This window comes from Labedella populi, assembly GCF_004078655.1.
Lineage (GTDB): Bacteria > Actinomycetota > Actinomycetes > Actinomycetales > Microbacteriaceae > Labedella > Labedella populi.
Genome location: NZ_RZNC01000005.1, coordinates 41,017 through 53,107 on the forward strand (window position 1 = coordinate 41,017; position 12,091 = coordinate 53,107).

Annotated in this window: 12 protein-coding genes; 8 read left to right on the plus strand and 4 right to left on the minus strand. The window is 70.0% G+C overall.

Annotation, left to right across the window (positions count from 1 at the left end; genetic code table 11):
• Positions 1–122: 122 nt before the first annotated feature.
• The 5 genes from ELQ92_RS13065 to ELQ92_RS13085 all read left to right on the plus strand — a co-directional run bounded on the left by ELQ92_RS13065 (position 123) and on the right by ELQ92_RS13085 (position 6,068).
• A complete protein-coding gene (locus tag ELQ92_RS13065) occupies positions 123–1,415 on the plus strand; it encodes an aminotransferase class V-fold PLP-dependent enzyme (RefSeq protein WP_128499708.1) in 1,293 nt (430 codons plus the stop codon).
• A gap of 77 nt (positions 1,416–1,492) precedes the next feature.
• Positions 1,493–2,794 carry an ABC transporter substrate-binding protein gene (locus ELQ92_RS13070; protein ID WP_128499710.1) on the plus strand — a complete coding sequence of 434 codons (1,302 nt, stop codon included), beginning with the start codon at positions 1,493–1,495 and terminating at the stop codon, positions 2,792–2,794.
• Between the two features lie 4 nt (positions 2,795–2,798).
• Positions 2,799–3,770, plus strand: a complete 972-nt coding sequence (locus ELQ92_RS13075; RefSeq protein ID WP_128499712.1) for a carbohydrate ABC transporter permease — start codon at positions 2,799–2,801, stop codon at positions 3,768–3,770.
• Positions 3,767–4,603, plus strand: coding sequence for a carbohydrate ABC transporter permease (locus ELQ92_RS13080; RefSeq protein WP_128499714.1), 837 nt, complete (start codon positions 3,767–3,769; stop codon positions 4,601–4,603). Before ELQ92_RS13075 ends, ELQ92_RS13080 begins: the two co-directional genes overlap by 4 nt.
• Before the next feature lie 79 nt (positions 4,604–4,682).
• Entirely contained in the window at positions 4,683–6,068 is a 1,386-nt protein-coding gene (locus tag ELQ92_RS13085) for a D-alanyl-D-alanine carboxypeptidase/D-alanyl-D-alanine-endopeptidase (RefSeq protein WP_243695031.1), read from the plus strand.
• 26 nt (positions 6,069–6,094) lie between these two features.
• On the opposite strand, the gene ELQ92_RS13090 is transcribed toward ELQ92_RS13085, so the two are convergent.
• The 4 genes from ELQ92_RS13090 to ELQ92_RS13105 all read right to left on the minus strand — a co-directional run bounded on the left by ELQ92_RS13090 (position 6,095) and on the right by ELQ92_RS13105 (position 9,768).
• Positions 6,095–6,745, minus strand: a complete 651-nt coding sequence (locus ELQ92_RS13090) for a response regulator (protein WP_128499716.1) — start codon at positions 6,743–6,745, stop codon at positions 6,095–6,097.
• The gene (locus ELQ92_RS13095; RefSeq protein ID WP_128499718.1) at positions 6,742–7,920 is read right to left on the minus strand and encodes a sensor histidine kinase; all 1,179 of its coding nucleotides are present in this window, start codon (positions 7,918–7,920) and stop codon (positions 6,742–6,744) included. The genes ELQ92_RS13090 and ELQ92_RS13095 overlap by 4 nt, the downstream gene beginning before the upstream one ends.
• 146 nt (positions 7,921–8,066) lie before the next feature.
• Positions 8,067–8,831: a glycosyltransferase family 2 protein gene (locus ELQ92_RS13100; protein WP_208004386.1), complete on the minus strand. Its 765-nt coding sequence runs from the start codon at positions 8,829–8,831 to the stop codon at positions 8,067–8,069.
• Positions 8,832–8,868: 37 nt separating this feature from the next.
• Positions 8,869–9,768, minus strand: a complete 900-nt coding sequence (locus tag ELQ92_RS13105) for an SDR family oxidoreductase (RefSeq protein ID WP_128499720.1) — start codon at positions 9,766–9,768, stop codon at positions 8,869–8,871.
• Positions 9,769–9,990: 222 nt separating this feature from the next.
• Between ELQ92_RS13105 and ELQ92_RS13110 the strand changes: the two genes are divergently transcribed.
• The 3 genes from ELQ92_RS13110 to ELQ92_RS13120 all read left to right on the plus strand — a co-directional run bounded on the left by ELQ92_RS13110 (position 9,991) and on the right by ELQ92_RS13120 (position 12,089).
• Positions 9,991–10,563: a hypothetical protein gene (locus tag ELQ92_RS13110; RefSeq protein ID WP_128499722.1), complete on the plus strand. Its 573-nt coding sequence runs from the start codon at positions 9,991–9,993 to the stop codon at positions 10,561–10,563.
• Positions 10,560–11,516 (plus strand): universal stress protein, encoded by a 957-nt coding sequence (locus ELQ92_RS13115; protein WP_128499724.1) that lies wholly within the window; start codon positions 10,560–10,562, stop codon positions 11,514–11,516. Before ELQ92_RS13110 ends, ELQ92_RS13115 begins: the two co-directional genes overlap by 4 nt.
• Before the next feature lie 102 nt (positions 11,517–11,618).
• On the plus strand, positions 11,619–12,089 hold the full coding sequence (locus ELQ92_RS13120) for a universal stress protein (protein WP_128499726.1): 471 nt from the start codon (positions 11,619–11,621) through the stop codon (positions 12,087–12,089).
• Positions 12,090–12,091: the final 2 nt, after the last annotated feature.

Here is a 12,091-nt window from a genome sequence, read left to right on the forward strand (position 1 = left end):
TCCCCTCCCGCCCGGATACGTCCCCGCGGAATCGGTTGTTTACAAGACGCGCCGTCGTCACTACCGTATCCGTAAGCTCATTCGAGCCCAAGAGATCAGATGACTTCTCGGGAAGGCTCTTCATGCCCCTCGCGCTCGACCACCCCCAGGCTCCGGCCGCCATCCTGTCCCGAGACGGCCGTCCGGCCCGGGACTCGTGGAGTCTCGCGCGAGACGTCGTCCACCTCAACCACGGATCGTACGGCGCCGTCCCGACGGCGACCATCGAGCACCACGTGTCCCTCGTGACCCTCATGAACAGCGGACCGGGAGCCTGGTTCTCCACCGCTCCGGTGCGCGTCGGTGAGGCCCGCGAGCAGATCGCACGTTTCCTCGGCACGCCCGCGGAGCTCACCGCGATCGTCCCCAACGCGAGCGCCGGCGTGACCGTGGTCCTGCAGTCGCTCGAGCTCGAGCCCGGCGCCGAGATCATCGTCACGGACCACATCTACGGCGCGGTCCGGATGGCGGCCGAGCGCGCCGTCCGCCGGGTCGGTGGCAGCATCACGATGGTCCCGCTCGATCTCGACTCCTCGGACGACGACGTCGTCTCCGCCGTGTCGGGTGCCACGACCGATCGGACGGCGCTCGTGATCGTCGACCAGATCGCCTCGGCGACGGCGCGGGTCTTCCCCGTCGCGGCCATCTCGGCACGCCTCGACGCGCTCGGCGTCCCGCTCCTCGTCGACGCCGCCCACGCCCCCGCACTGTATCCCCGACCCGCCGACGGCATCGACGCCGACTACTGGGTCGGCAACCTGCACAAGTGGGCATGCGCACCGTCAGGAACCGCCGCCGTCGTCGTCTCCCCTCGAGTCGCGAACGACCTCTTCCCGCTCATCGACTCGTGGGGAGCACCGGATCCGTTCCCCCAGCGCTTCGACACGCAGGGCACGGTCGACCTCACAGCCATCCTCTCGGCTCCCCATGCACTGCACACGATCGAGGAGGAGTTCGGCTGGGACACGATGCGCGAGTACGTGTCGGCGCTCTCCGCCCACGCCGAGGCCACGGTCGCGTCGGCACTCGAGGAGGCGACGGGGGTCCGCGCCCACGTCGATATGCCCGTGCACGCTCCCGCACTGCGACTCGTCGAGCTGCCCCCGGGGGTCGTGAGCACGCCGGAGGACGCCCACATGCTGCACCGCGTCTTCGCGCGGCTCGGCTTCCAGACTGCGACGACCTCGTGGCGCGGCCGCGGCTTCCTGCGCCTCTCGGCCCACCTCTACAACACGGCGGACGACTACGCGCGCTTCGTCGAGACCGGCGTGCCCGCCGTCGCCGCCCTGCATGCCGCGCGCTCGGCCGACCCCGACGCGTCCCTCGACACCCTCGCGGCTCGGGCCGTACCCGTGCCGACGTCCGCGACGGCTTGACCGGCCTCCGTTCCGGCCCCTCTGCTTCGTTCCCCCACCCCACTCCCACCGCACTCTCGACAGCACGGAGGAAACACATGAAGAACCGCACACCGGCGTTCGTGGCGATGCTCGCCGCCGGCGCCCTCGCCCTCACCGGGTGTTCGGGCTCGAGCAGCGGCGACGGCTCCGACGTCACCCTGCAGATGGTCGAAACCCTGACGAACCCCGCCCGCCAGAAGATCCTCAAGGAACTCATCGCGGGCTTCGAGGAGGAGAACCCGGGCGTCACCGTCGAGCTCGTGTCCCCTCCCAACGAGCAGGCCCTCTCGACCCTGCAGCAGATGCTGCAGGCGGGAAACGGCGTCGACGTCCTCGAGGTCCAGGACTCGACCGTCGGTCCCTTCACCGCGAACGACTGGCTCTACGACATGAACGGCGACCTCGCCGACTGGGACGGCTGGGACGCCCTCACCGAGAACGCGAAGTCCTTCGCGAACGAGGAGGGGCCGACCTACCTCATCCCCTACGGCTTCTACGGCCTCAGCCTCTTCTACCGCACCGACCTCATCGAGGAGGCGGGCTTCGACGAGCCCCCGCACAGCTGGGAGGAGATGATCGAGATGGCCTCCGCCATCAACGATCCCTCGTCGAACCAATACGGCTACGCGTTCCGCGGCGGCACGAACGGGGCGTCGAACGCCGCCGCGATCATCACGGCCTACGCCGCCGACGAGATCGACCCGGAGAACGCGTTCCTGCTTCCGGACGGCTCCACGGTCTTCGCAACGCCCGAGGCCGAGGAAGCGATGACGGACTACCTCGAGCTCTTCGAGAACGGCTCGCCGCCCTCGTCGATCGCGTGGGGCTACCCCGAGATGGTGCAGGGCTTCGCATCCGGCTCCACCGCCTTCCTCCTCCAGGACCCCGAGGTCATCGCGACGATCCGCGACGACTCGACGCTCGAAGAGGGCCAGTGGAGCACCACCCCGCTCCTCGTCGGGCCCTCCGGCAAGGCCGCGCAGCCGCTCGCCTCGGCGGGCTGGGGCGTCGCCGAGTCGAGCGAGCACAAGGAGGAGGCCGTCGCCCTCGTCGAGTACCTCTCGTCCGGCGACGCTCCCCTCACCTTCGCCAAGGGCAACTCCCTCGTCCCCATCGTCACCGCGGCGCAAGAGGACCCCTACTTCGCCGAGGGTCCCTGGGCGACGTACGTCTCGATGAACACCGACCCGGACACCTACATGAACGTCGTGCAGCCGCGCGCCGTCGAATGGTGGACCGAGTGGGAGAAGAAGGCCGACCGCGAGTTGCAGTCGATGCTGCTCGGCGAGTCCACCCCGGAGGACGTTCTCGCCGGGTGGGACGAGTACTGGTCGGAGAAGTACGCATCGGAGAAGTGAGACCGTGACCACCACCCTCCCGGAGCGGCGGGCGACACCGCTCGCCGCTCCGGCGGATGGGCCCTCACGGCCCCCCGCCTCCCGTCGCCGCGCCTTCACCCGGCGCCGCGCGCTCACGATCGCGGCGTTCCTCGCTCCGGCATTCGTCATCGTCGCGGTGTTCACCTACTACCCGATGCTCTCCGGGAGCCTCGGCGCGTTCAGGACGTGGACGATCTACAACGTCGCGGAACAGCCGTGGACGGGACTCGACAACTTCCGCGTCGTGCTCTCCGATCCGCTCTTCTACAGCACGGTCGGCAACACGATCGTCTGGGTCATCGGGTCGATCGTCCCCCAGTTCGTGATCGGCTTCGCCCTCGCCTTGTGGATGCGTCGGAAGTTCCGGTTCCGCGGCATCTACCAGGCGCTCGTGTTCTTCCCGTGGGCGGTCTCCGGCTTCCTCATCGGTGTCCTGTTCCGCTGGATGTTCAACAGCGAGTTCGGCGTCATCAACGACCTCCTCATGCGGAGCGGCCTCGTCGACAGTCCACTCCCCTGGCTCGCGACTCCCGCCCTCGCGATGCCCGCCGTCATCATCGCGAACGTCTGGTACGGCGTCACGTTCTTCGCGATCATGATCCTCGCGGCGCTCCAATCGGTGCCGGACGAACTCTACGAGGCCTCGGCCCTCGACGGCGCCGGCAAGGTGCGCTCCTTCTGGCACGTCACGGTCCCCTACATCCGGACGACGCTCGCCCTCACCGTGCTGCTGCGCACGATCTGGATCTTCAACTTCCCCGACCTCATCTTCGGCATGACCGGCGGCGGCCCGGGCGGGCGGACCCACATCGTGACGAGCTACATGATCTCGATCACCCAGCAGGGCGAATACGGCCGGGCGAGCGCCCTCGGGCTCATCGTCATGCTCGTCCTCGCGATCTTCGCCGTGTTCTATCTGCTCGCGACGCGAGAGAAGAAGGAGGCGTACCGATGATCACGACGCAATCGCGCACCGGGAAGACCGTCCGGATCGTCGCTCTCGCCATCTGGCTCGTCATCACCCTCTTCCCTCTCTACTGGATCGTCGTCACGGCTGTGAAGCCGCGTCGCGACATCTACGCGTTCCCGGTGGAGTACTGGCCGCAGACGTTCTCGCTCGAGAACTTCGTCAACCTCTTCGCGGTGTCGAACTTCGGCACGTACCTGACGAACAGCATCATCGTCTCGGTCGTCGCCGCGACGCTCGTGACGCTCATCTCGCTGCTGTCGGGGTACGTCATCGCGCGCTTCGAGTTCCGCGCGAAGAGCGCCGTGCTCATGGCGTTCCTCGTCACCCAGATGATCCCGGGCTTCATCGCGCTCGGTCCGCTCTACCAGCTCATGGTCAACCTCGGGCTCGTGAACGATCGCAGCGGCCTCGTGCTCGTCTACATCGCGATGTGCATCCCGTTCTCGACGATCATGCTGCGCGGATTCTTCGAGAACGTCCCGGACGCCCTCGAGGAGGCCGCGATGATCGACGGCTGCAGTCGCATCGGCGCCCTCTTCCGGGTGCTCGTGCCGATCATGACGCCGGGTATCGTCGCGGCCTTCATCTTCAACTTCGTGAGCTGCTGGAACGAACTGTTCCTCTCGGTCACGCTCATGACCTCGGACGCCAACAAAACCGTACCGACGGCTCTCAACGGGTTCATCACGAGTTACAACATCGACTGGGGATCGATGTCCGCTGCAGCGGTCCTCACCATCATCCCCACGATGGTGATGTTCGCGTTCGCGAGCAAGTACATCGTCCAGGGCCTCACCTCGGGAGCCGTCAAGGGCTGATACGGATTCCGTCTCGGGGATGACGCGTCATGTCCGTGCGACCGAGGTGCCGCGACTCACGGATCCGTAGCGTCGAGGTGTGAGCAGTCGAGAACGCGAACGGAAGACCGAAGCGACGAGGCGACGACGGGTGCGCCGGACCACCGCCGTGGTCGGGGCCACCCTCCTCGCGATCGTCGGGGCGACCATGGTGACCGTGAACGACTGGTCCCCGTTCCCGGCAGGCTCGATGTCGCCCACCGACCCATTCGTGGCGCCGGCCGGGGAGTGCCGGATCGACGACGCGGTCGGTTCGTGGTCGTCGGGGACTCTGCACCTCGACGCCCGCGACGTCTCGAGCGGCGAGCAGCTCGTCGGCATCCGGAGCGGCGATGCGGCGGCGACGGGAAGCACGATGAAGTTGCTCACGGCGGCCGCAGCCGTCGCGACCCTCGGCGGGGACACGACCATCGAGACCCGGGTCGTCCAGGGGACCGAGGTGGACACCGTCGTACTCGTCGGCGGTGGTGACCCGACTCTCAGCCGGCTCCCGAGCGGCCAGGAATCCGTCTATCCGGGCGCTCCCCACCTCGACGACCTCGCCCGGCAGGTGCTCGACGCCCGGTCGCGCGATCCGCGGCTCGCGGGCGTCCCCGTCCGTCGTCTCGAGGTCGACGCGGGTCTCTTCTCCGGGCCGGCGTGGCAACCGGGCTGGCCCGACTCCGCGCGCACGTCGGGATCGGTGTCGAACATCACGGCCCTCATGGTGGACGGTGACCGCGACGACCCGACCCGCGCGTACTCGCCGCGCGGCGACTCGGCCGTCGGCCGCGCCGCCACCGCATTCGCCGCACTGCTCGGCTCCGACGTGACCGTGGGCGGGCTCGTGGATGCTCCCGATGACGCCGAACGGCTCGGGTCCGTTCACTCAGCCCCCGTGCGGGACCTCGTCCGCCACCTGCTCACGCACTCGGACAACACGCTCGCGGAATCGCTCGCGCGGCTCGTCGCGATCGAGCGCGGTGCGGGGAGCGACTTCGAGGCGATCGACGCCGGCACGACTGGAGCGCTCGCCGACCTCGGCCTCCCCGTCGACGATCTGCGGCTCGCCGACGGCTCCGGCCTGAGCAGGGACGACGCCGTGCCTGCTGCGTTCGTCACGCGCCTGCTCGTGGAGATCGCACGGCACCGGGACGACCTGTCGGTCGTCGATGAGGGGCTCGCGGTGGCGGGTCGGACGGGCACCCTCGCGGAGGACGGCCGCTTCTCCACCGAGAATGCCGACGCCGCCGGCCGTATCCGCGCGAAGTCCGGCACCCTCAGCGACATGTCGGGACTCGCGGGGATCGCGGACGCGGCGGACGGCACCACGATCGCCTTCACGATCTGGGCGGAGGACACGCCGCCCGGAGCCGCATCGACAGACGCGCGGGCGGCGGTCGATGCCCTCGCCGCCGAGGTCTTCCGCTGCGGCGCGGCTCTCTGACGAGACGATCGGACGGCGCCCTGTACCTAGTCGACGAGACGGTGGTCGTGTGCGAACACGACGATCTGGACGCGGTCCCGGAGCGCGAGTTTCGCGAGGATACTGCTCACTTGCGTCTTCACCGTCGATTCGCTCACGAACTCGCGCTCGGCGATCTCGGCGTTCGAGAGGCCGCGCGCGACGAGCCGGAACACCGCTTGCTCGCGTGCGCTCAGTTCCCGATACTCGGCGGGCGGCGGGGCCGCGGGCGCTGCCAGGACGTCGGTCGCGAACAGTTCGCCGAGTTCGTCGGCTGCGAGCACGGTACTCCCTGCGTGGACCGCGCGGATCGCGGCGGCGAGGAAGGCCGGCGTCGCGTCCTTCAGCACGAAACCGCTCGCGCCGTGACGGATGGCGGTGGCCGCCGCACGATCGAGCGCGAACGTCGTGAGCACGATGACGCGGGGCAGCGACGAGCGCGACCCGTCGAAGAGGGTGCGCACCGTCTCCACACCATCCATCACGGGCATCCGGATGTCGAGGAGCACGACGTCCGGTCGGACCTCGTCGATGAGGGCGACGGCCTCTCGACCGTCGCCGGCCTCGCCCACGACCTCCATGTCGGGCTGGGCGTCGAGAGCGACGCGCACCCCTCCGCGGAACAGCTCCTGGTCGTCGACCAGCATGACGCGGATCACGGCGTCACCGTCCCGACTCCGGTGCGCAGGGGGATGCGGGCACGTGCGGAGAAGACGCCGTCGACCGCCTCGGCCTCGAGAGAACCGCCGACGGCGGCGAGGCGCTGCCGCATCCCCGCGATGCCCGATCCCGTGCCGCGACCGGCGCTGTCGGGGGTCGCCTCGGCCATCGCGCGGTTCTCGACCTCGACGACGACGTCGTTCGACCGCCACACCTCGCGCAGAACGATCGGGGCACCCGGGTCGCCGTGCCGGAGCGCGTTCGCGAGCATCTCCTGCGCGACGCGACGGACGACGACGGAGTGGCTCGCGTCGAGAGGTCGCTGCTCGCCGCGCACCGTTCGTTCGACCGTCACCCCCGCGGCACGGATCTGCTCGACGAGGGTGTCGAGGTCGGGCGGCTCCTCCTCGGCTTCTCCCGGGGTCGTGCCGCTCAGGACCTCGCGCACTTCGTGCAACGACCGCCGTGCCGTGTCGGCGATCGTCGCAGAGACCGCTCGGACGCGGCCGACGTCGTCCAGGAACTGCACGGAGTCCGCCTGCGCGATGATGACGGCGAGCGAGTGTCCGACGATGTCGTGCACGTCGCGAGCCATGTCGGCGCGCACCTTCTCGGCCTCGGCGGCGCTCAGCGCCTGCTCGGTCCGATCCTCCGCGATCACCCGCCGTTCCGACTCGCGCAGTTGCCCGCGGAACGACCGCACGGCGAAGCCCGCGAGCCACGCGGCGGCGAGCACGACGGTCGGCGCGATGAGTGCGAGGGCGCTCCACCCCGAGGAGCTGAACGCGATGATGGCGTAGCGCGTCCCCGCCATGAGGTAGTTCGTGGCGATGACGCCGCCGATCACGACGGATGCGGCCGAAGCGGCGAGTTCGATGACGCTCCCGACGCGTGCGGACGAGTAGAGCACGAGCAGGATCGCGATGGCGGCGAACCCGGGTCGCTCGTTGACGATCATCTGCGAGCCGGCCATGAACCAGACGGAGATGAGCGCGACGGACGGGCTCACACTCCGCGCCACGATGCCGACGCCCGCGAGGATCGCGACGATCGGCATGGCACGATCCACCTCGACGGGCGGATCGAGCGCGAGGATCACGACCACCGCGGCGACGAAGACGTCGACCCGGAGCCGCCAGTTCCGCAGCCGCTCGACGAGCAGCGCCAGGTCCATCCGATCCTCCCCCGCGCATCCGGTCGCCGGATCACCGACCCGGGTCGACACACGCGTGGTGCCAGCCTAGGAGGCCCGCGCCCCGATCGCCTCACCCGCGGGTACCGTTCCGCTCGGCCGGGAGGATGACGAGGGCCCGGGGGGCGTTACCGCGTCCGGACGAGTCGATCACGCCAGCGGCGCACCGAGGACGCCGCCCGTCCACCGACGCGGAGCGTGTGGAACGCCCGGCGGTTGCGCTTCCACATCGAGCGCACATCGCCGAACGGCCGCGCCGAGATGGGGACGGCGAGGTCGCGGTCGAGGCGGATGAAGTGCGCACGGCCGAGGAAGACGCTGAGATCCATGTCGTCGTGGACCTCCGGGTCGTCGCGGTGCACGGAACAGCGCACCCGACGCCACGCGTCACTGCGCATGGCGAAGTTGGAGCCGAACACGGGCCAGTGCGCGAGCGCCGCTCCGACGAGCACGAAGTACGCGTCCATGTAGAACGTGCGAGCGAGCACGCGGGAGGCGCCGCGGAGCTCGGAGAAGACGCCGGGGCCCGTGACGGCGCCGAGCGCGGGATCCGCCTCGAAGTGACGGGCGATGCGCTCCACCCACTCCGTCGGCGGGATCGAGTCGGCGTCGAGGCGCGCGATGACGTCGCCGAGCGCGGAGTCGTAGCCGGCGCTCGCGGCGGCCGGGATCCCCGGAGTCGGCTCGGCGACGACGCTCGCTCCCCCGGACACCGCCACGAGAGCGCTGTCGTCACGGCTGCCGTTGTCGACGACGATGATCTCGAACGGGGGCACCGTCTGCTCGGCGAGGGCCGCGAGGCACGTCCGCAGGTGCTCCGCGTCGTCCTTCACGGGTACGACGACCGACACGCGCAGCGGCTGCTGCGCGTGTCGGTCGTCGTCGCGGGTCACGATGGACGCCCCGCCGCGGTGGATCGTGATCGGTGGATCACGGGGTCGGGCTGCCGCCGTTCACGTTGAGGGTCTCGCCCACGACGTAGCTCGACTCGGGCGAGGCGAGGAACACGAATGCGGGGGCGAGCTCGGCGGGCTGACCGGCACGACCGAGCGGGACGCTCTTGCCGAAGTCGGGCAGGTCCTCCTTCGGCTGCCCGTCGGAGACCTGCAGCGGCGTCCAGATCGGGCCGGGGGCGACGGCGTTCACGCGGATGCCCTTCGGCGCGAGCTGCTGCCCGAGTCCCTTCGTGAAGTTGTTGATCGCGGCCTTCGTCGACGCGTAGTCGACGAGCGTCGGCGACGGGTTGTACGCCTGGATCGACGTCGTGTTGATGATCGTCGACCCGGCGGGCAGGTGCGTGAGGGCGGCACGCGTGACGCGGAACATCGCGAGGATGTTCGTCTCGTAGGTGTCCTCGAGCTGGACGTCGTCGATGTCCTCGAGCGACTCCTGCTCGATCTGCTTCCCGGCGTTGTTGACGAGGATGTCGAGACCGCCGAACTCCTCGACGGCACGCGTCACGATCGCCTCGCAATACGCGGGGTCCTTGAGGTCGCCGGGGAAGGCGACGGCCTTGCGGCCCGCCTCCTCGATGAAGCCCACGATGCGCTGGGCGTCCTCCTCCTCCTCGGGGAGGTAGGAGATGAGCACGTCGGCGCCCTCACGAGCGAAGGCGATCGCCGTCGCGGCGCCGATGCCCGAGTCTCCGCCCGTCACGATGGCCTTGCGACCCTCGAGCCGACCCGTGCCGCGGTAGGTCAATTCTCCGAGGTCCGCCTTCGTGCCGAGTTCGGCGTCGAGGCCTGGCTCCGGCTGGTCCTCGCCGGAGGAGGGGCTGATCGACGGGTAACGCGTCGTCGGGTCGTCGAAGGTGTACTGGTCTGTCGTCATGATTCGTCCTCCGTCATCGCGTGCGGTGGTGTCGTTCTCCCGCAACGGCGCACGCGCCGCTCGGTGGCCTCAACGCTAGGAGGCGCCCCGGCCGGACGCCCCCCATTGTCGCAGGGCCGTCGCTCGTGTTATCCGTCCGGATCGCGAGCGGTGGGACCAAGGTCCCTGTGGCCCTGCTCGCCTTCCGTTCAGACTGCTTCAGACCCTCCTGAAAGGACAGCCGTGCCTCACCTGCTCGATTCTCCCGTCCCCGCTGCCGCTGCCCGTGCGACATCGCTGCCGTCCGTCGACGCGAGCACGACACCGCCGGCAGCGCAGGCCGCAGCACCGGCAGCGCGGTTCGCGCGGGGGACCGTCATCTTGTGCGTGTCCCCTCTCGCATCGATCGGGGACACGATGGCGTCCGCCGTCGCGAGCCTCGGGGAAGGCAATCGCACGATCGTCACCTTTCCGGCTGGAGCGGGACGAGCGGTGCTCGAACGCCTCATGACGCTCTCCCGCCTCGCCGGCAGCCACCGCCTCCGGGTGGCGGGAGCCGCCGAGCTCGCCCAGGACCCCGACGCGGACCTCAGTCACCTCGTGTCGGTGACCGCGGCGGAGTCGCGCCTCGACGGGGGCGGCTCCGTCCCGCACGCGACCCACTCGGAACGAGCGCGACGAGAGGCCCTCGCCGTGCTCTTCTCGACGGACTTCTCGGTGAGCGAGTGGGACGACCGCGTCGGGGTGACGCCTCCCACGATCTCGCGCTGCGCGACCGGGACGTTCGACCCTGCCCGCTCGACGAGCCGCGCGTGACACTGGGATCCGGTGGGTGGTCGTCGCCCGTCGTCACGACGACTCCACCCCGGTACGGCACGGAGGTCGAGATGGACAACACGCTCGTGGTGGGGGTAGACGGCTCGCAGCCGTCACGTGCGGCGCTGCAGTGGGCGGCACGGTGCGCCGAGCGATCGGGGCGCCGGCTCGTCGTCGTGCACGTCGTCGACGGTGCCGCCGAGCGGTCGACGACGGGGCATCCGGACCTCCGAGGTGAGGAGCTCCTCACCACCGAGCGGTTGTCAGCGGCCGCAGTCGCGCCCCATACGGAGATCGAGACCGCTCTCACCGTCGGGGACCCGGTATGGGCGATCTCGAGGACGTACCCGGACGTCGGTGCGATCGTCGTGGGGTCGCACAAGACGGGGTTCCTCCGCGGGTCGTCATTCGGGTCCCGCTCACTGCAGCTCGTGGCGGCGTCGATGAGCCCCGTCATCGTCGTGCCGGCCGTCCCGGAGTCGACGGCGCGGGGCGTCGTCGTCGGTCTCGACGACTCGCCCGACGGGCGCGCGGCGCTCGTCTTCGCCGCGCGAGAGGCCCACGACCTCGGAGACGAACTCGTGATCGTCCGCTCCATCCCGGTCGCGCGTGGAGAGCACCTACGCGATGCGGATCGTGAGCGGGACAGGGCCGTCGCGTCTCTCGAGGCCGCCCGCCGTCGCGCCGAGAGCATGTACCCGGGTCTCACCATCCGCTCGCGAGTCGTCCACGGCCCGGCGGCGCCGGCGCTCGTCCGCGCGTCGGCGCGAGCGGCCCTGCTCGTCGTCGGGCGGTCCCAAGCCGTGTCGGCGCCCGCCGCCGTCGGTCGCGTGACGCACGACGTCCTCCTCAACATCGGCGTGCCGACAGCCGTGGTGAGCGACGGGGTCACGGCGCTCACGAGTGGTCCCGTCCCGACGCGTCCGGAGTCCCGTCGATCTCCCGCCCGGTAGGCCGACGACCATCCCAAGAGGCACCGATCATCCCGACAGGCCGCCGAGCACACGGGACCTTCGACCCTGCATGAGTGCCGCGCCCGGTGGTGCACTGGACCCATGGCACGCGAGAACAGACCCGAGCAGACCGGTACGGCGACCGGGTCGGGCGGGAAACCCATCGTCGTCGGCGTCGATCGATCCGCGACCTCGATCGCCGCGTTGCGCTACGCCGTCGCGTTGGGTGATGCCCTGGATCTCCCCGTCGACGTGATCTCGGCGTGGGAGTGGCCGTCGATCTTCGCCGGCGGTTTCCTTCCGCCGTCGGAGTGGTCGCCGGAGCCGGAGGCGCGACGCACGCTCGATGACGCGCTGCACACGGCGTTCGGCTCGGCTCGACCGGCACGAGTGCGGCCTCGGACCGTGCATTCCCTGCCCGCGAAGGCGCTCGTCGCCCTGAGCGCGACCGCCCACACCGTCGTGCTGGGCCGCCGCGGCCGCGGAGGGTTCTCCGGTCTCACCATGGGTTCGGTGACGGCGGCCGTCGCCGCGCACTCCGTGTGCCCCGTGGTCATCGTCCCGGCGGTGTGATC

Bases quoted from the DNA above. Each gene is read 5' to 3' on its own strand.
- ELQ92_RS13065 (WP_128499708.1), top strand. From the start codon at position 123: ATGCCCCTCGCGCTCGACCACCCCCAGGCTCCGGCCGCCATCCTGTCC.
- ELQ92_RS13070 (WP_128499710.1), top strand. From the start codon at position 1,493: ATGAAGAACCGCACACCGGCGTTCGTGGCGATGCTCGCCGCCGGCGCC.
- ELQ92_RS13095 (WP_128499718.1), bottom strand. From the start codon at position 7,920: ATGGACCTGGCGCTGCTCGTCGAGCGGCTGCGGAACTGGCGGCTCCGG.
- ELQ92_RS13120 (WP_128499726.1), top strand. From the start codon at position 11,619: ATGGCACGCGAGAACAGACCCGAGCAGACCGGTACGGCGACCGGGTCG.
- ELQ92_RS13105 (WP_128499720.1), bottom strand. From the start codon at position 9,768: ATGACGACAGACCAGTACACCTTCGACGACCCGACGACGCGTTACCCG.
- ELQ92_RS13080 (WP_128499714.1), top strand. From the start codon at position 3,767: ATGATCACGACGCAATCGCGCACCGGGAAGACCGTCCGGATCGTCGCT.